14 protein-coding genes and 1 tRNA gene are annotated in these 17,511 nt (G+C 65.1%); 3 read left to right on the forward strand and 12 right to left on the reverse strand.

Annotation, left to right across the window (positions count from 1 at the left end):
• Positions 1 to 17: 17 nt before the first annotated feature.
• The 7 genes from ACPTTC_RS28565 to ACPTTC_RS28595 form a co-directional block, all read right to left on the reverse strand.
• Positions 18 to 1,568 carry a phospholipase D family protein gene (locus tag ACPTTC_RS28565; RefSeq protein ID WP_423394877.1) on the reverse strand — a complete coding sequence of 517 codons (1,551 nt, stop codon included), beginning with the start codon at positions 1,566 to 1,568 and terminating at the stop codon, positions 18 to 20.
• A 260-nt stretch (positions 1,569 to 1,828) separates the two neighbouring features.
• Positions 1,829 to 1,904: transfer RNA gene (locus ACPTTC_RS28570), tRNA-Ile, on the reverse strand.
• Between the two features lie 129 nt (positions 1,905 to 2,033).
• On the reverse strand, positions 2,034 to 4,451 hold the full coding sequence (gene rpoD / locus ACPTTC_RS28575) for an RNA polymerase sigma factor RpoD (protein ID WP_423394878.1): 2,418 nt from the start codon (positions 4,449 to 4,451) through the stop codon (positions 2,034 to 2,036).
• 88 nt (positions 4,452 to 4,539) lie between these two features.
• On the reverse strand, positions 4,540 to 6,417 hold the full coding sequence (gene dnaG, locus ACPTTC_RS28580) for a DNA primase (RefSeq protein WP_423394879.1): 1,878 nt from the start codon (positions 6,415 to 6,417) through the stop codon (positions 4,540 to 4,542).
• A 68-nt stretch (positions 6,418 to 6,485) separates the two neighbouring features.
• Positions 6,486 to 6,932 carry a GatB/YqeY domain-containing protein gene (locus tag ACPTTC_RS28585; RefSeq protein ID WP_175965953.1) on the reverse strand — a complete coding sequence of 149 codons (447 nt, stop codon included), beginning with the start codon at positions 6,930 to 6,932 and terminating at the stop codon, positions 6,486 to 6,488.
• Positions 6,933 to 7,124: 192 nt separating this feature from the next.
• Complete coding sequence (gene rpsU / locus ACPTTC_RS28590; protein ID WP_006479415.1) at positions 7,125 to 7,337, reverse strand: 30S ribosomal protein S21; 213 nt, start codon at positions 7,335 to 7,337, stop codon at positions 7,125 to 7,127.
• 104 nt (positions 7,338 to 7,441) lie between these two features.
• A complete protein-coding gene (locus ACPTTC_RS28595; protein WP_423394880.1) occupies positions 7,442 to 8,659 on the reverse strand; it encodes an NAD(P)/FAD-dependent oxidoreductase in 1,218 nt (405 codons plus the stop codon).
• A 130-nt stretch (positions 8,660 to 8,789) separates the two neighbouring features.
• Here ACPTTC_RS28595 and tsaD point away from each other — a divergent pair, with 130 nt between their 5' ends.
• Positions 8,790 to 9,830: a tRNA (adenosine(37)-N6)-threonylcarbamoyltransferase complex transferase subunit TsaD gene (tsaD, locus tag ACPTTC_RS28600; RefSeq protein ID WP_423394881.1), complete on the forward strand. Its 1,041-nt coding sequence runs from the start codon at positions 8,790 to 8,792 to the stop codon at positions 9,828 to 9,830.
• 92 nt (positions 9,831 to 9,922) lie between these two features.
• On the opposite strand, the gene folE2 is transcribed toward tsaD, so the two are convergent.
• The 4 genes from folE2 to ACPTTC_RS28620 form a co-directional block, all read right to left on the reverse strand.
• The gene (gene folE2, locus ACPTTC_RS28605; protein WP_423394882.1) at positions 9,923 to 10,732 is read right to left on the reverse strand and encodes a GTP cyclohydrolase FolE2; all 810 of its coding nucleotides are present in this window, start codon (positions 10,730 to 10,732) and stop codon (positions 9,923 to 9,925) included.
• 154 nt (positions 10,733 to 10,886) lie between these two features.
• On the reverse strand, positions 10,887 to 12,791 hold the full coding sequence (gene dxs, locus ACPTTC_RS28610) for a 1-deoxy-D-xylulose-5-phosphate synthase (RefSeq protein ID WP_175955045.1): 1,905 nt from the start codon (positions 12,789 to 12,791) through the stop codon (positions 10,887 to 10,889).
• An 81-nt stretch (positions 12,792 to 12,872) separates the two neighbouring features.
• Positions 12,873 to 13,757, reverse strand: coding sequence for a polyprenyl synthetase family protein (locus ACPTTC_RS28615; RefSeq protein WP_175955043.1), 885 nt, complete (start codon positions 13,755 to 13,757; stop codon positions 12,873 to 12,875).
• Positions 13,754 to 14,047 carry an exodeoxyribonuclease VII small subunit gene (locus tag ACPTTC_RS28620; RefSeq protein WP_027791079.1) on the reverse strand — a complete coding sequence of 98 codons (294 nt, stop codon included), beginning with the start codon at positions 14,045 to 14,047 and terminating at the stop codon, positions 13,754 to 13,756. Before ACPTTC_RS28620 ends, ACPTTC_RS28615 begins: the two co-directional genes overlap by 4 nt.
• A 271-nt stretch (positions 14,048 to 14,318) precedes the next feature.
• Here ACPTTC_RS28620 and ACPTTC_RS28625 point away from each other — a divergent pair, with 271 nt between their 5' ends.
• Both ACPTTC_RS28625 and ACPTTC_RS28630 read left to right on the forward strand, forming a co-directional pair.
• Positions 14,319 to 15,425 (forward strand): aromatic ring-hydroxylating oxygenase subunit alpha, encoded by a 1,107-nt coding sequence (locus ACPTTC_RS28625; protein WP_423394883.1) that lies wholly within the window; start codon positions 14,319 to 14,321, stop codon positions 15,423 to 15,425.
• Positions 15,426 to 15,542: 117 nt separating this feature from the next.
• Positions 15,543 to 16,412 carry a sulfurtransferase gene (locus tag ACPTTC_RS28630; RefSeq protein WP_175955039.1) on the forward strand — a complete coding sequence of 290 codons (870 nt, stop codon included), beginning with the start codon at positions 15,543 to 15,545 and terminating at the stop codon, positions 16,410 to 16,412.
• Between the two features lie 54 nt (positions 16,413 to 16,466).
• Here the strand turns inward: ACPTTC_RS28630 and ACPTTC_RS28635 are convergent, their stop codons facing one another.
• The gene (locus ACPTTC_RS28635) at positions 16,467 to 17,342 is read right to left on the reverse strand and encodes a dienelactone hydrolase family protein (protein ID WP_423394884.1); all 876 of its coding nucleotides are present in this window, start codon (positions 17,340 to 17,342) and stop codon (positions 16,467 to 16,469) included.
• Between the last annotated feature and the right edge of the window lie 169 nt (positions 17,343 to 17,511).

A 17,511-nucleotide genomic window follows, 5' to 3' on the forward strand; every position in this document is an offset into this window, starting at 1 on the left:
GCGTGCGGCAGCGTCGCTCACAGTTGCGATTCGATCGGAAACAGCCCGAGAAACCAGACTTCCATCCGCCGCGCGGCGGACACTTCCGGTTCGTGATCGAGCTCGGTGACCTTGCCGTCCGACTCGGTCTGAATCCACTTGAGCTGCCGGTTGCCCGCCAGATCGGTCCTTGGCTCGACGCGCCACGCAATTCGATCGAGCCGAGCTTCCAGATCGTTGGCCACCTGCGACGCAATCGCCGGACTCTCGCAGTAAACGCCGATCTCCGTATTGAGGTTCAGCGAGCGCGGATCGAGATTCATCGACCCGATGAAAATGCTCTTGTGATCGAACACGTAGGTCTTCGCATGCAGCGACGCACGCGACGACCCGATGATGACCTGCTTCGAAATGCTCTTGTCGCCCGACGGCCGCCGTTCGTAAAGCCGCACGCCGGCGGCCAAGAGATCGCTTCGGTAGTGCCGGTAGCCCGCATGCACGGCCGCCACGTCGGTCGACGCGAGCGAGTTGGTCAGCACCGTCACGCGCACGCCGCGCGCCGTGAGCGCGCGCAGCCGCTCGACGACCTCCTTGCCCGGCACGAAATACGGGGACACGATCAGCAGATCATGTTCGGGCTGCAATGCGAGTGCCCGCAACCGCGGCATCAGGTGCCCGTCGCTGTCCTTCGGCGCGTGCGCGATCTTCGACGGATCGTCGTACAGCACCGTCGCGTGGCCCCACGACAGTTCCGTGCCCTGCCCGTGAACGATCCGGTCGAGCCGCTGCCTGGCCTCGAGCACGTACGGATTGTCCTCCATGGCCCTCAGGTAATCGCGTAACCGTTCGCGCTCGCGGTCCAGCCCGCCGGGCGCCGCGTCATGCCCGACCAGCGCACTGATCGGATACGCGTACGGCGAATTCCAGAACGTATCGAATTCGGTCGAGATGTCCTTCACGACCGGACCATGAACGACGACGTCGAGATCGCCGAACTCCAGCATCGACGACGCGCCGAAATACTCGTCGCCGATATTGCGGCCGCCGACGATCGCCGCCTGGTTGTCCGCGATCATCGCCTTGTTGTGCATGCGCCGGTTGACACGCGAGAACTCGAACACGGTGCCGATCTTCTTGAACCGGCGCGCGGCGACCGGATTGAACAGCCGGATCTCGATGTTCGGATGCGAACTGATCTCGAGCAGCTTGCGGTCGTCCGCGTTCGTGCCGAGGTCGTCGAGCAACGCACGGACCCGCACGCCGCGATCGGCCGCACGAATGATCGCGTCGGCCAGTTCGTGCCCGGTCAGGTCGTCATGCCAGATGTAGTACTGAAGGTCGAGCGAGCGATCCGCGCGATCGGCCAGCAACACGCGCGCATCCAGCGCGTCGACCGGATCGGTCAGCAGATGAAACGCGTCCTGCCCCGGATGCGTGCTGGCCTGCTGCCGGAACGCGATACCCAGCCGCGTGTTGTCCGTATCGGTGTATGCGTGCGTCGGCACGCGATCGGCCTGCGGCGGCAGGCTCGCGCAGGCAACGAGTGCCAGCAACGAAAGAATCGCACCCCACGAACGCAGCATGGTCATGATTGCCGTCCCACTCCCGGCCGAAGTCTGTTTATTCTCGCCGCCGGATGGATCGCGGGGCTGTTTGGCTTTCCTTCGGCCGCAACCGATGTCGCGTGCGGAACGGCCGCGCTACAGCATACTTCGATTGACCGCGATACGGCACCTTCTCGGTACTTTCCTGACCCTGGCGCTCGTCTCGCGTCCACGCAAAGAAAAACCCGCGACGCATGAAGCCGTCGCGGGTTTTCGGCATGCTGCGCGAGCGCGCGCATGAAATCTGGTGGGCCCGGCGGGGTTCGAACCCGCGACCAATCGATTATGAGTCGACTGCTCTAACCGCTGAGCTACAAGCCCTGATGAGAAGCAAAGCGTGTCACACGCCTCCCCGGCAAAGAAGCCGGGCCGGCATTGTAACAACAAAGGAGACAAACGCCACCGGCATCACGCGGATACCGGCGGCGTTCGCAGGAGAGACGCTGGAAATCAGTTCCCTTCGAGGAACGACTTCAGCTTGTCGGAACGGCTCGGGTGACGCAGCTTGCGCAGCGCCTTGGCCTCGATCTGACGGATCCGCTCGCGCGTGACGTCGAACTGCTTGCCGACTTCCTCGAGCGTGTGATCGGTGCTCATCTCGATGCCGAAACGCATCCGCAGCACCTTCGCCTCGCGCGGCGTCAGCGAATCGAGCACGTCCTTCACGACGTCGCGCATACTGGCATGCAGCGCGGCATCCGCCGGCGCGACCGTGTTGGTGTCCTCGATGAAGTCGCCGAGATGGGAATCGTCGTCGTCACCGATCGGCGTTTCCATCGAGATCGGCTCCTTCGCGATCTTCATGATCTTGCGGATCTTGTCTTCCGGCATTTCCATCTTCTCGGCGAGCGTGGCCGGATCCGGCTCGAGACCGGTTTCCTGCAGGATCTGCCGCGAGATGCGGTTCATCTTGTTGATCGTCTCGATCATGTGAACCGGAATCCGGATCGTGCGCGCCTGGTCGGCGATCGAGCGCGTGATGGCCTGACGGATCCACCACGTCGCATAGGTCGAGAACTTGTAGCCGCGACGGTATTCGAACTTGTCCACCGCCTTCATCAGGCCGATGTTGCCTTCCTGGATCAGGTCGAGGAACTGCAGGCCGCGGTTCGTATACTTCTTCGCGATCGAGATCACGAGACGCAGGTTCGCCTCGGTCATTTCGCGCTTCGCCTGGCGCGCCTTCAGTTCGCCGGCCGCCATCTGGCGGTTGGTTTCCTTCAGGTCCTTCAGCGGCAGCACGACGCGCGCCTGCAGGTCGAGCAGGCGCTGCTGCTGTTCGCGGATCGCCGGAACGTTACGCGACAGCACCGCGCTGTACGAATGGCCTTCGGCCATGATCTTCTCGGCCCAGTCGAGGTCGGTTTCATTGCCCGGGAAGCGCGCGATGAATTCCGAACGCGGCATGCCGCACTTGTCGACGACGATGTGCAGGATCTGGCGCTCGACCTGACGCACTTCGTCCACCTGCGCACGCAGCGTGTCGCACAGGCGTTCGACGGTACGCGCGGTGAAGCGGATCGTCATCAGTTCGGTCTGGATCGTTTCCTGCGCCTTCAGGTAGGCCTTCGACTTGTAGCCTTCCTTTTCGAACGCGCGGCGCATCTTGTCGAACCACTCGCTGATCTGCGCGAACTTCTCGAGCGAGGCACGCTTGAGGGCTTCGAGCTGGGCGGCGTTGGCCGATGCCTGGGCGGCACCGTCGTCTTCCTCCTCTTCCTCTTCTTCCTCTTCCTCTTCGGCTTCCTCGTCCTCGTTCTCGATGGCTTCCGCTTCCTTCGCGGAGAAGCCGTCGGTGTCAGCGGAGTCCGAAGCATTCGGATCGAGCAGGCCGTCGACGAGTTCGTCGACGCGGATCTCTTCGTTCGCGACGCGTTCGGCCATCGCGAGGATGTCGGCGATCGTCGTCGGGCACGCGGAGATGGCCATCACCATGTGGCGCAGGCCGTCCTCGATCCGCTTTGCGATCTCGATTTCGCCTTCGCGCGTGAGCAGCTCGACCGTGCCCATTTCACGCATGTACATCCGGACCGGATCGGTCGTGCGGCCGAATTCCGAATCGACGGTGGACAGCGCGACTTCCGCTTCCTCTTCGACTTCATCGTCCGACGACGCGGCGGGCGCGTTGTCGTTCAGGAGCAGCGTTTCCGCGTCCGGCGCCTGCTCGTAGACCGCCACGCCCATGTCGTTGAACGTGCCGATGATGCCTTCGAGGGCTTCGGTCTCGGTGAAGTTGTCCGGCAGGTGGTCGTTGATTTCGGCGTACGTCAGGAAGCCGCGCTCCTTGCCGAGCTTGATCAGCGCGCGCAGTTTCACGCGGCGCTCTTCGAGCTCCTCGGCCGTACCCGGCGTGCTCGTCGCGAACGCTTCCTTCAGCAGCGCCTTTTCCTTGGCGCGACGATCGCGCACCTTGGATTTGCCCGGTGCAGCCGCCGCTGCGGGCTGCTCGTCGCTCTGATTTGCGTCGTCTTCGACGGATACTTCGTTCAGCTTTTTGGTCATGGAGTTCGCCGTACCGGCTATATCGACTCGCGGCTGCTGGACGACAGCCGGTTGAACCGTGGGTGCATGAGTAGTACGTACTGCCGTTTCGTCCGCGGCGGCAGTCGTGTCCCTTGCGCTTTTCGCACTTGCCCGCTTCGCCGCCGGCTTGGCCGGCCCGGAGTCGGGTCTGGCGGCAGCCCGTGTTCTGGCTGCCGGTGCCGGCGCAGCCTGAGCAGTGCCGGCCGCGGTTTTCTTTCCTGCAGCGGCTGACGTGGCTGAAGACGTTGTCCTGGTGGAAGAAGCAGACTTGGCCGCTGTGACCTTTTTGGTCGGCTCCGTCGAGCCCTTGCCCGTTGCTTTCTTTCCGCCTGTCGTCTTTGCCATCGCGATTCTCGCCTCTGCTTGGAAAACAAACCGCTGGAAACCTTATATTATAGCACGCTGGGGAGCCCTCTCTAAGCTCTCCGGCCGCCTACAGCCCGAGCCGACGCTTCATGTCGGTTCGCTGCTGGTTCAATTCCGTCAATTCGGCCAATTCCTCGGGTGTGAAGGTGGACTGCCGCGCCAGCCTGTCTAGCCGGTCGCAGCAGGCGTCGTAACGCATCTTGAGCACCGCCGCCTGCAGCTCCTCCCCCGCGATCCGTTCCTGTTCACGCTGCCGCTCGGGCACCGTCTCGTCTTCCGGATTCTGTAACAGCAAGTCGCGGACGTTTTCATCATAGTCCAGAATTTCGCGGAAGATTTCCTCGTAAGTCGCTCCATTCGAGGACGTTCGCAGGACATCCGACAGCAGCCGGAACTCCGCGCCGTCGCCCAGCGCGCGCGCATGATCGACGACTTCCGCGAACAATTCGCCGATGCGCGGCAACGCGCGCAGGGTCGCAATCTGTTCGTCGTCGAGCTGCGACGCGATACGCGGATGCATCACCAGCGTGCGCAACGCGCGCTTTTCGCTGTCCGTCACGCGGCGCCGCTCGCTGCGCGCGGGCGCCTGGCGCGGCGGCGCCGCGATCCGCGTATCGACGTCGGACAGCGCCGCGACCTCTTCGAACGGGATGTCGAGACGGTCCGCGAACATGTGCATGATCTGCGCGCGCAACGCGTTCGCGGGCAGCGCCTGCAGCAGCGGCTTCGCATCGAACAGCGCCTTCGCGCGGCCTTCCGGCTGGTCGAGCGCCTTGCCGGCAATTGCTTCGTTCAGCAGAAATTGCGACAGCGGCATGGCGCGCTCAACCTGCTCGGAGAACGCATCCGCGCCGAACTCGCGCACATAGCTGTCCGGATCGTGCTCGGCCGGCAGAAAAAGGAACCGGATCGTGCGATTGTCCGCCGCATGCGGCAAGCACGCCTCGAGCGCGCGTCGCGCCGCCCGCCGCCCGGCCGAATCGCCGTCGAAACTGAAAATGACCGTATCGGTCTGGCGCAACAGCTTCTGCACGTGAATCGGCGTGCACGCGGTGCCGAGCGTCGCGACCGCATTCGGGAACCCGAGCTGCGCGAGCGCGACGACGTCCATGTAGCCTTCGACGACCAGCACGTACTTGCGCTCGCGAATCGCGAGCCGCGCCTCGAACAGGCCGTACAGCTCGCTACCCTTGTTGAACAGCGGGGTTTCGGGCGAATTCAGGTACTTCGGCTCGCCGCTGCCGAGCACGCGCCCACCGAAGCCGATCACCTGCCCCTTCACGTTGCGGATCGGGAACATGATCCGCTCGCGGAACCGGTCGTAGCGGCGCGCAGCGCCCTGCGCATCGGTCTTCTCGCTGACGATCACGAGCCCCGACTCGACGAGCGATTCGTCGCGATAGTCCGGGAACGCGGCTTCGAGGTTCTGCCAGCCGTCCGGCGCGTAGCCGAGCCCGAAGCGCGCGGCGATCTCGCCGGTCAGGCCCCGGTTCTTCAGGTACTGGATCGCGACGGTCGCGCCGCGCAGCTGCTTGCGGTAGTAGTCGCACGCGGCGGTCATCGCATCGGACAGCGCGGTCGCGACCGATTTCGACACCGGCGCCGGATAGTCGCCACCCCCGCCTCCGCCCCCACCGCCGCCACGCATCGAAGGCTCGTGCGGCACGGTCAGGCCAACGGACTGCGCGAGCTCCTGCACGGCCTCCGGGAACGTGAGCCCCGCGTGTTCCATCAGGAAGCCGATCGCCGTACCGTGCGCGCCGCAACCGAAGCAGTGATAGAACTGCTTGGTCGGACTGACCGTAAACGACGGGCTTTTCTCGTTATGGAACGGGCACAGCCCCATGAAGTTGGCGCCGCCCTTCTTGAGCTGCACGTACCGGCCCACCACGTCGACGATATCGACGCGGTTCAGCAAATCCTGCAGGAACGAATGCGGAATCACCGTGGGTTCGAGCGAAAAAAGACAATACGACACCCCGGCGCACGCACTGCGCGCCGGGGAGACAGGTGTTACTTCGTGAGCGCGGCCTTGACCAGCGCGGAAATGGCCGTCATGTCGGCACGGCCGGCGAGCTTACCCTTCAGGACGCCCATCACCTTGCCCATGTCCTGCGGGCCGGCGGCGCCCGTCTGCGCGACAGCTGCCTGGACTTCGGCGGCCACCTCGGCCTCCGATAGCTGCTCGGGCATGTAGCCGCTCAGCACGACCAGTTCGGCCTGCTCCTTCGCGACGAGATCGTCACGGCCGGCGGCCTGGAACTGGCTGATCGAATCCTTGCGCTGCTTGATCATCTTGTCGATCACGGCCGTGATGCCTGCGTCGTCGAGGGTGACCTGATCGTCGACTTCGCGCTGCTTGATCGCGGCCATCAGCAAACGAATCGTTGCCAGGCGCTCGCTTTCCTTCGCGCGCATCGCGGCCTTCATGTCTTCGCTGATCTGCTCTTTCAAACTCATCTCTCACCCGGGAAGGAAACGTGAATCCGACGCCCGCCATAAGGGCGTCAACACAAAAACCCGCTTGGGACAGTGTCTCAAGCGGGTTGCTCGAATCCGGCATCGGCGGCTCGCCTGATCGGTCGCACGATCATGCGCGATCTTTCGCGATCGCCGGTGCGCCGCTCAGCGAACCGCGCGGCGCCCAATCGTTCAGTACAACTTCTTCGGCAGTGTCTGGCTGCGGATACGCTTGTAATGACGCTTCACCGCAGCAGCCTTCTTGCGCTTGCGCTCCGCGGTCGGCTTCTCGTAAAACTCGCGCGCGCGAAGTTCGGTCAGCAGACCATTCTTCTCGATCGTGCGCTTGAAGCGACGCATTGCAACTTCGAACGGCTCGTTCTCTTTAACGCGAATGATCGTCATGATCCGACACGAATAAAGGTTTGCAGGGAAAGACTACCGAGTATAGCAGAGCGATTGCCTAAAGGCACGGGGCCTGGTCCCGCCAAAACGGCGTCTCCGGCCCGTCAGGTGCCGCGCGAATACTCTGCCGCGGCCTGTCCGGCCGCCGTGCCGGACGCCCACGCCCACTGGAAGTTGTAGCCGCCGAGCCAGCCCGTCACGTCCACCGCCTCGCCGACGAAGAACAGTCCCGGCACGCGCGCGCTCATCATCGTCGCCGACGACAGGTCACGCGTATCGACCCCACCTTTCGTCACTTCGGCCTTCTTGTAGCCCTCGGTGCCGTTGGGCGTCAGCGTCCAGCCGGACAGCGCGTCGCCGATCTGGCGCAGCGTCTTGTCGGGCAGGTCCGCGAGCCGCGCGTCTGCCGCGACGCGATGCGTGTCGAGCCACGCATGCGCGAGACGCGACGGCACCCAGTCCGCGAGCAGCGAACCGATCTGGCGCCTTGACGTGCGCTTCGCGTCGAGCAGGTCGGCGACCGTGTCGCGCTGCGGCAACAAATCGACGCGGATCGGGTCACCAGGCTGCCAGTAGCTCGAGATCTGCAGGATCCCGGGCCCGGACAGGCCGCGATGGGTCAGCAGCAGATCCTCGACGAATTCGCCGCCGCGTTTCTTGTCGCCGGTCGATACGCGCACTTCGAGCGATACGCCGGACAACGCCGCGAACGGCTCCCAATCCTGCTGCGCAAACGTCAACGGCACGAGCGCCGGCCGCGTATCGATGAGCTTGTGACCGAACTGCTTGGCGAGCCGGTAGCCGAAGTCGGTTGCGCCGATCTTCGGGATCGACAGGCCGCCGGTCGCGATGATCAGCGCACGCGCACCGATCGTCCCCGCCTGCTGCGTGTCGAGCGTGAAGCCGGCCGGCGCGTGGCGCACCGCGTCGACGACCACGGGCCGGCGCCACGCAACGCCGCCCGAATCGCACTCGTGCTTCAGCATGTCGATGATCGCGTCGCTGCCATGGTCGCAAAAGAGCTGGCCCTTGTGCTTTTCGTGCCAGGTCACATGATGGCGCTTGAGCAGCCCGAGGAAGTCGCGCGGCGTATAGCGCGCCAGCGCCGAGCGCGCGAAATGGGGATTCGACGACAGGTAGTTGTCGGGGCCGGCATACAGGTTCGTGAAGTTGCAGCGGCCGCCGCCCGAAATGCGGATCTTCTCGGCGAGCCGCGGCGCGTGATCGATCAGCACGACGCGGCGGCCGAGCTGCCCGGCAACCGCGGCGCTCATCATCCCGGCGGCGCCCGCGCCGATCACGGCGATGTCATAAGTTTCCATGGCGCGAATTGTACCCGCCCGGCATCGGACCCGGGCCGCGGCCAGCGGCGGCCGGCCTTCGCCTGCTATACTTTCCGGTTACGTTGACCTTCCCGCGGCGTGCCCGACACGGCGCGCCCTGCCCGTACCCATGCTCGTTCTCGGCATCGAAAGCTCCTGTGACGAAACCGGCCTCGCGCTCTACGACACGCAGCGCGGCCTGCTCGCGCACGCGCTCCACTCGCAGATCGCCATGCACCGCGAATACGGCGGCGTCGTGCCCGAGCTCGCGTCGCGCGACCACATCCGCCGCGCGCTGCCGTTGCTCGAGGAAGTGATGGCGCAAAGCGGCACGCGCCGCGATGACATCGACGCGATCGCGTTCACGCAGGGCCCCGGCCTCGCCGGCGCGCTGCTGGTCGGCGCGAGCATCGCGAATGCGCTCGCGCTCGCCTGGAACAAGCCGACCGTCGGCATCCATCACCTCGAAGGCCACCTGCTGTCGCCGCTGCTCGTCGCCGAGCCGCCCCCCTTCCCGTTCGTGGCGCTGCTGGTGTCCGGCGGCCATACGCAATTGATGCGCGTGACCGACGTCGGCGTGTACGAGACGCTCGGCGAAACGCTCGACGACGCGGCCGGCGAAGCATTCGACAAGACGGCCAAGCTGATCGGCCTCGGCTACCCGGGCGGCCCGGAAGTGTCGAAGCTCGCCGAAACCGGCACGCCGGGTGCGGTCGTGCTGCCGCGCCCGATGCTGCACTCGGGCGACCTCGACTTCAGCTTCAGCGGCCTGAAGACGGCCGTGCTCACGCAGATGAAGAAGTTCGAAGCGGCAAAGCTCGAGGGCGAAGCACTCGAGCGCGCGAAGGCCGACCTTGCGCGCGGCTTCGTCGACGCGGCCGTCGACGTGCTCGTCGCCAAGTCGCTCGCCGCGCTGAAGCAGACGAAGCTCAAGCGCCTCGTGGTCGCGGGCGGTGTCGGCGCGAACCGTCAGTTGCGCGCTGCGCTGTCGGCCGCCGCGGCCAAGCGCGGCTTCGACGTACACTACCCCGATCTCGCGCTCTGCACCGACAACGGCGCGATGATCGCACTCGCAGGCGCATTGCGGCTCGGCCGCTGGCCCGAGCAGGCGAATGCCGACTACGCATTCACGGTGAAGCCGCGCTGGGATCTCGCATCGCTCGCGCGCTGAACCATGCGACGCGACGCAACGTCGCACCAACAAACAACAAGGCCGCTCATTCGAGCGGCCTTTTTCCATCAGCGCGACAAAACGCCGCGGCGTTATGCAGCCTGCCGCTTGTCGCGTTCGATCAGCGCATACGCGCTGTGATTGTGAATCGACTCGAAGTTCTCGGCTTCGAGCACGTATGCCGCCACACGCTCGTCCGCATCGAGACGCTGCGCGACGTCACGCACGAGATCCTCGACGAATTTCGGGTTCTCGTAGGCACGCTCGGTGACGAACTTCTCGTCCGGACGCTTCAGCAGGCCCCACAGCTCGCACGACGCCTCTTCCTCCGCGATGCGGATCAGCGCCTCGACCGGCAGGTCGGCCGCGAGCTCCGCATCGATCGTCACGTGTGAACGCTGGTTGTGCGCGCCGTACTGCGAGATCTTCTTCGAGCACGGGCACAGGCTCGTCACCGGCACGAGCACCTTCAGGAACACGCGCGTGTCGCCGTTGCGGCTTTCGCCCGCGAGCGTCACTTCATAATCGAGCAGGCTCTGCACGCCCGACACCGGCGCCGTCTTGTTCACGAAGTACGGAAACGTGACTTCGATGCGACCGGCCTCGGCTTCCAGCTTCTCGAGCATCGACGCAAGCATCGCGCGGAAACGCTCGACCGTGAGCGGCGCACGATTCTCTTCGAGCAGCGCGACGAAGCGCGACATGTGCGTGCCTTTCTGGTCGGCAGGCAGGCGGACATCGAGGTTCCAGACACCGACGGTCGGCTGCACGTCGCCGCTTTCGGTACACACCGTCAACGGATGCCGGACCGCCTTCACGCCCACGCGCTGAATCGGAATCTGGCGGGTATCCACCGTGCTCTGCACGTCAGGCATCACGAAGGCGGGATTCATCTGGTTCATCTTGTTCAATCCTTGTAAGCCGCGCGTTCGACGACGCGCACGCCGCGTCAAGCGGCAGCCGGAAAAGCAACATGGGCCCGCAGGCCCATGTTTTCCGCATCAATGAAGACCGGTTGCGCCAGTCGCACCGACACCGCCCGCAGGCGGCGCCAGCTTATGCGACGCGCTTCGCCTGACCGGCGACGTCGGCCGCCGGATTCAGAAAGCGTTCGCGAATCGATTTCGCGATACCCGCGCCGTCGAGGCCGCATTGCGACAGCAGCTTCGCGGGGTCGCCGTGATCGATGAACAGGTCAGGGAGGCCCAATTGTAGTACGGGTCGGATAACCCCACTCTCCATCAGGGCTTCCACGCAGGCCGAGCCCGCGCCGCCCATCACGCAGCCTTCCTCGACCGTGACGAGATAATCGTGCGTCTCGGCGAGCTCACGCACGAGCGCCCCATCGAGCGGCTTCACGAAGCGCATGTTCGCGACAGTTGCGTCGAGTTCCTCGGCCGCGGCGAGCGACGGTGCGACCATCGTGCCGAACGCAAGGATTGCGACGCGCTTGCCTTCCGGCTGCGACGTGCGGCGACGCACTTCACCCTTGCCGAGCGGGATCTCGGTGAATTCCTTCACCGTCGCCACGCCCGTGCCCGCGCCGCGCGGATAGCGCACTGCGGTCGGGTTCGGCTGCTGCAGCGCCGTGTGCAGCATCTGGCGGCATTCGTTCTCGTCGGACGCAGCCATGATCGTCATGTTCGGGATGCAGCGCATGAACGCGAGATCGTACGCGCCCGCGTGCGTCGCGCCGTCCGCGCCGACGAGGCCCGCGCGGTCGATCGCGAACACGACCGGCAGGTTCTGCAGCGCGACGTCGTGGATCAGCTGGTCGTACGCACGCTGCAGGAACGTCGAGTAGATCGCGACGACCGGCTTCAGCCCTTCGGTTGCGAGGCCGCCCGCGAACGTCACCGCGTGCTGCTCGGCGATGCCGACGTCGTAGTAGCGCTCCTTGAAGCGCTTTTCGAACTCGACCATGCCCGAGCCTTCGCGCATCGCGGGCGTGATCCCGACGACGCGCGTATCGCGCTCGGCTTCATCGCACAGCCACTCGCCGAACACCTGCGTGTACGTCTTCTTCGCGGGCGCGGCCGACGGCTTGATGCCTTCGGCCGGGTTGAACTTGCCCGGGCCGTGATAGAGCACGGGATCGGCTTCGGCGAGCTTGTAGCCCTGGCCTTTCTTCGTCACCACGTGCAGGAACTGCGGACCGCGCAGCTCGCGGATGTTCTGCAGCGTCGGGATCAGCGAATCGAGATCGTGACCGTCGATCGGGCCGATGTAGTTGAAGCCGAACTCTTCGAACAGCGTGGCCGGAACGACCATGCCCTTCGCGTGCTCCTCGAGCTTGCGCGCGAGTTCCAGCACCGGCGGCGCAACGCTCAGCACGCGCTCGACGCCCGCGCGCGCAGCCGCATAGAAGCGGCCCGACATCAGGCGTGCAAGATGGCGATTCAGCGCGCCGACCGGCGGCGAGATCGACATGTCGTTGTCGTTCAGGATCACGAGCACTTTCGCATCTTCCGACACGCCCGCGTTGTTCATCGCCTCGAACGCCATGCCTGCCGTCATCGCGCCGTCGCCGATCACGGCGATCGAGAAGCGGTCGTCGCCGTTCAGCTGACTGCCGATCGCCATGCCGAGCGCGGCCGAGATCGACGTGCTCGAGTGCGCGGTGCCGAACGTGTCGTATTCGGATTCGCTGCGACGCGGGAAGCCCGAGATGCCGTCCTGCTGGCGCAGCGAATGCATCTGGTCACGGCGGCCCGTCAGGATCTTGTGCGGGTAGGTCTGGTGGCCCACGTCCCAGACGATCCGATCGTTCGGCGTGTTGAACACGTAGTGCAACGCGATCGTCAGCTCGACCGTCCCGAGGTTGGACGACAAATGGCCGCCCGTCTTCGACACGCTGTCGAGCACGAACGCGCGCAGTTCATCCGCGAGCGGTTGCAGTTGGCGACGATCGAGGCGGCGCAAATCCGCCGGGTCGTCGATGGTTTTCAGCAAGTCGTACATCGTCGTTCCATTGTAGGAAATCAAACGCGCCCGCATTCTGTTGCACGCACCGTAGCATGTGCGCGGCGGCGGGCTTTCGCGTCAGCTGACCCGGTTCACTACCAGGTCGGCAAGTTCGGCGAGACGCTGTGCGCGTGCGCCGAACGGTTTCAGCGCGTCGTGCGCTTCGGCGCGCAGTTGCGCTGCGAGCTCGCGCGACGCCTCGAGGCCGAGGATCGATACATAGGTCGGCTTGTCGTTTGCCGCATCCTTGCCGGCCGTCTTGCCAAGCGTCGCCGAATCGGTCGTGACGTCGAGAATGTCGTCGACGACCTGGAAGGCCAGGCCCACGGCACCCGCGTACACATCGAGCGCAGCCATCGTTTCCGCGGACGGCGTCTCGCCGGCCAGCGCGCCCATCCGCACGGCCGCGCGCAGCAGTGCGCCCGTCTTCATCCGGTGCATCGTCTCGAGCTGCTCGCGCGTCAGCTTGAGGCCGACGCTCGCCAGGTCGATCGCCTGCCCGCCGGCCATGCCGATCGAACCGCTCGCCAGCGCCAGCTCGCGCACGAGCGCGGCCTGCTGCGCCGGCGACAGCGCAGCGGCGTCGGTCAGCGCAACGAACGCCTGCGACTGCAGCGCGTCGCCGACGAGCAGTGCGGTCGGCTCGTCGTACTGCACGTGCACGGTCGGCTTGCCGCGACGCAGCGCGTCGTCGTCCATGCACGGCATGTCGTCGTGCACGAGCGAGTAGACGTGGATCATCTCCAGCGCTGCCGCCGCCGCATTGCGCGCCGCCTCCGTCGCGCCGGTCAGTTCGCCTGCTGCATGGCACAGCAGCGGGCGAACGCGTTTGCCGCCGCCGAGGACCGCATAGCGCATCGCCTCGTGGAGTTTCTCCGGCACCGCGGTTTCAGCGGGCAAATAGAGGCTGAGTGCGTCCTCGACACGGTCAAGCACGGACCGCATCCATTGTTCGAATGTCATAGATCGTCGTCTTCGCCGTCCGTGGCGGCCGTTCCGGACGAAAGCGGCTTCAGCGTCGCGCCGTCGAGCACGCGAACCTGCTGCTCCACTTTCTCGAGCTGCTGTTGGCAAAACGCAACGAGGGTCGCACCGCGGCGATACGCCGTCAGTGAATCCTCGAGGCTCAACGCGCCGCCTTCCATCCGGGCAACCAGCGTCTCGAGTTCCGCGAGCGCCGTCTCGTAATTGTCCGGCAACGGTTCGGTGCCATTACCGGGCGGCGTGGCGCCTGGGGATGCGGTTTTCGCCATGGACGAGGGTGTCAAATTTCAAAACAAGTCGGACATTCTACGGCAAAAGAGAATTTTCCGACCTGCCGTCGTGGGCACCCGGGTACATATTCCGGCCCCACCTACGAAACATAGTGTGCGCCCCCTGATTGTCGCCCGACAAAAAATTGACACAAATCAGGCACTTAATCCTAGCCTAACGAGGCGAACCGGGTATAATTCCCCGTTTCCCTAAATCGATTTTTCGATGGTTGGGTTGTTCACTGCTTTCACGCTAACACCGGGAGTGGGAATGTCCAATCTGAGCGACGCGCTTCAGTTGAAGTCGGCTCACAGCCAGCTTCCAGTCACTGCATACTTCGATGAGGCGCTACTCGAGCGCGAGATCGAAACCCTCTTCAAGAAAGGACCTCGTTACGTCGGGCACGAGTTGATGGTGCCCGAGGCGGGGGATTATTTTGCGCTGCCGTCCGAGAAGGAAGGCCGTGTGCTGGTTCGCAACCAGGCGAACCAGATCGAACTGCTGTCGAACGTCTGCCGCCACCGGCAGGCGATCATGCTCAACGGGCGCGGCCACACGCAGAACATCGTGTGCCCGCTGCACCGCTGGACGTACGATCTGGAAGGCCAGTTGCTCGGCGCGCCGCACTTCCCCGACAAGCCGTGCCTGAACCTCGGCAAGAGCCCCCTGCAGAACTGGCAAGGGCTGCTGTTCGAGGCCGAAGGCCGGAATGTCGCGCGCGACCTCGCCAACCTCGGCACGAAGCATCACTTCGACTTCTCCGAGTACCACTTCGATCACGTCGAAGTGCACGAGTGCGATTACAACTGGAAGACGTTCATCGAGGTCTACCTCGAGGATTACCACGTCGTCCCGTTCCACCCGGGCCTCGGCAGCTTCGTGTCGTGCGACGACCTCAAGTGGGAGTTCGGCGACTGGTACAGCGTACAGACGGTCGGCGTGCACAACGCCCTCGCGAAACCGGGCAGCGCGACCTACCAGAAATGGCACGAGCAGGTGCTGAAGTTCCGCAACGGCGTGCCGCCGGAGTTCGGCGCGATCTGGATGGTCTACTACCCGGGCCTCATGATCGAGTGGTATCCGCACGTGCTCGTCGTATCGTGGCTGATTCCGCAGGGCCCGCAGAAGACGACCAACATCGTCGAGTTCTATTACCCCGAGGAAATCGCGCTGTTCGAACGCGAATTCGTCGAGGCCGAACGCGCCGCCTATATGGAAACGGCCGTCGAGGACGACGAGATCGCGATGCGGATGGATGCAGGCCGCCATGCGCTGATGGCGCGCGGCGAGTCGCAGGTCGGCCCGTACCAGAGCCCGATGGAAGACGGCATGCAGCACTTCCACGAGTTCCTGCGCCGCCACCTCGGCGACATCTGACGGCCGGTGCGGCGCCTTGACGCCGCACGGCATCCGGCAGACGAAAAGACGGGCTTCGGCCCGTCTTTTTTTGTTTAGACTTGGAATGTCAGGCCATTCGCACTCCAGGGAGCCGTCATGCCACACACTCACTACACCACGCTCATCTCCGCCGCCAATCTCGCCGAGCGCCTGGCGGCGGCGCCCGGCAGCGTCGCGCTGTTCGACTGCCGCTTCGATCTCGTCGATCCGGCTGCCGGCGAAGCCGCGTATGCGGCCGGCCATATCCCCGGCGCCCAGTACCTCCATCTCGACCGCGACCTGTCGGGCCGCAAGACGGGCACCAACGGCCGCCATCCGCTGCCGACCCGCGACGCACTCGCCACGCTGCTCGCGAGCCGCGGCCTCAAGCAGGGCCAGCAGGTCGTCGCGTACGACGCACAAGGCGGCGCGTATGCGGCGCGCCTGTGGTGGCTGCTGCGCTGGCTCGGCCACGATTCGGTTGCCGTGCTCGATGGCGGCCTGCAGGCCTGGGAAGCAGCCGGCCAGCCGCTGGCAACCGACGCGCCGCATCCGGCCGCCGGCGATTTCCGCTCGGCCGCGCCGCTCGAATCGACGGTCGACGCGGCTGCCGTGCTCGCCAACGTGAACACACCCACGCGTGTCGTGATCGATGCGCGCGCACCCGATCGCTACCGGGGCGAAAACGAAACGATCGATCGCGTGGGCGGCCACATCCCCGGCGCGCGCAACCGCTTCTTCAAGGACAACCTGGCCGCCGACGGCCGCTTCAAGACCGGCCATGAACTGCGCGAGGCGTTTTCCGCCGTGCTGGCAGGCACCGAACCGAACCGCGTGATCCTGCAATGCGGCTCCGGCGTCACCGCGTGCCACAACGCGCTTGCGCTGGAGGTTGCGGGCCTGCACGGCGCGTCGCTGTATCCGGGCTCGTGGAGCGAATGGAGCGCCGATCCGTCGCGGCCGATCGCAACCGGCCCGACGCCGTAAGCGCCGGCGCGGCGCAGTCGCAACGAAGCGGCGGCATCTGCCGCCGCTTGCCGTTTACATCACGCCGTACTTGCGAAGCCACGCGATCGCGCGCTTCCAGCTCTCCTCCGCATCGGCCTTCACGTAACTCGGCCGGTAATCGGCAAAGAACGCGTGACCGGCATCCGGATACACGACGATTTCCGATTCGCGCGCGAGCTTCGAATCGCTCGTCTGAATCGCCTTGCGCATGTCCTCGAGCGAAGCCTGCGTGATGTTCGCATCCTTCTCGCCATACAGCCCGAGCACCGGCACCTTCAGCAACGATGCATGATCGACCGGGTTGAACGGCGTCATTTCGTCGGTCTTGCCTTCGACGAACCCGTACCACGCAACCGCCGCACGCACGTGCGGGTTGTGCTCCGCATACAGCCAGCTCTGGCGGCCACCCCAGCAGAACCCGACCACGCCGAGACGCGACAGGTCGCCGCCGTTCTTGCCGGCCCACGCGACGGTCGCATCGAGATCCTCGGTAACCTGCCGGTCGGGCACCTTGCTGATGATGTGCTCGACCAGATCCTTGATCGTCGAATATTTCTCCGCGTTGCCCTGTCGCGCGAACAGGTCGGGCGCGATCGCGAGATAACCGAGCTTCGCGAAACGGCGGCAGACATCGGCGATGTGCGCGTGCACGCCGAAGATCTCGTGGATCACGATGACGACCGGCAGGTTCGTCTTGTCCTTCGGCTGCGCGCGATACGCGGGCACGCTCGCGTCGCCCGAGCGGATCTCGACGGTGTCGACGTCCAGCCCTTCGCTGTCGGTCGTGACCGTCTGCGCCGACACGGGCAGCACGGCCGCCGCGAAGGCCCCGCCCAGCGCGGCCTGCATGAACTTGCGGCGCGAGAACGGAACGTGGGGAACCAGGCTGTCGACTTCGGGTTTCAACATGAATGCACTCCTCGATTGGGGGCCGCCGACGCGATCACGGGCACGGCATGACGGCGCATCGCGACGGCGCGCGGCGCGGATGTCGCGGCGGTTGGCACTCCGCCGCAAACGGAAACCCGGACAAGATGCCCAATAATCCGTTGTCGCGTCAACTGTCAGATATGTAAGA

Source organism: Burkholderia mycopellens, assembly GCF_964265025.1.
In the GTDB taxonomy this organism is placed as follows: domain Bacteria; phylum Pseudomonadota; class Gammaproteobacteria; order Burkholderiales; family Burkholderiaceae; genus Burkholderia.

Excerpts from the sequence above, each read along its gene's own strand:
- rpsU (WP_006479415.1), bottom strand. The coding sequence starts at position 7,337 with ATGACGATCATTCGCGTTAAAGAGAACGAGCCGTTCGAAGTTGCAATG.
- ACPTTC_RS28615 (WP_175955043.1), bottom strand. The coding sequence starts at position 13,757 with ATGACATTCGAACAATGGATGCGGTCCGTGCTTGACCGTGTCGAGGAC.
- tsaD (WP_423394881.1), top strand. The coding sequence starts at position 8,790 with ATGCTCGTTCTCGGCATCGAAAGCTCCTGTGACGAAACCGGCCTCGCG.
- ACPTTC_RS28565 (WP_423394877.1), bottom strand. The coding sequence starts at position 1,568 with ATGACCATGCTGCGTTCGTGGGGTGCGATTCTTTCGTTGCTGGCACTC.
- ACPTTC_RS28620 (WP_027791079.1), bottom strand. The coding sequence starts at position 14,047 with ATGGCGAAAACCGCATCCCCAGGCGCCACGCCGCCCGGTAATGGCACC.
- ACPTTC_RS28630 (WP_175955039.1), top strand. The coding sequence starts at position 15,543 with ATGCCACACACTCACTACACCACGCTCATCTCCGCCGCCAATCTCGCC.
- ACPTTC_RS28595 (WP_423394880.1), bottom strand. The coding sequence starts at position 8,659 with ATGGAAACTTATGACATCGCCGTGATCGGCGCGGGCGCCGCCGGGATG.
- ACPTTC_RS28625 (WP_423394883.1), top strand. The coding sequence starts at position 14,319 with ATGTCCAATCTGAGCGACGCGCTTCAGTTGAAGTCGGCTCACAGCCAG.
- ACPTTC_RS28635 (WP_423394884.1), bottom strand. The coding sequence starts at position 17,342 with ATGTTGAAACCCGAAGTCGACAGCCTGGTTCCCCACGTTCCGTTCTCG.
- folE2 (WP_423394882.1), bottom strand. The coding sequence starts at position 10,732 with ATGAACCAGATGAATCCCGCCTTCGTGATGCCTGACGTGCAGAGCACG.
- dxs (WP_175955045.1), bottom strand. The coding sequence starts at position 12,791 with ATGTACGACTTGCTGAAAACCATCGACGACCCGGCGGATTTGCGCCGC.
- rpoD (WP_423394878.1), bottom strand. The coding sequence starts at position 4,451 with ATGGCAAAGACGACAGGCGGAAAGAAAGCAACGGGCAAGGGCTCGACG.
- ACPTTC_RS28585 (WP_175965953.1), bottom strand. The coding sequence starts at position 6,932 with ATGAGTTTGAAAGAGCAGATCAGCGAAGACATGAAGGCCGCGATGCGC.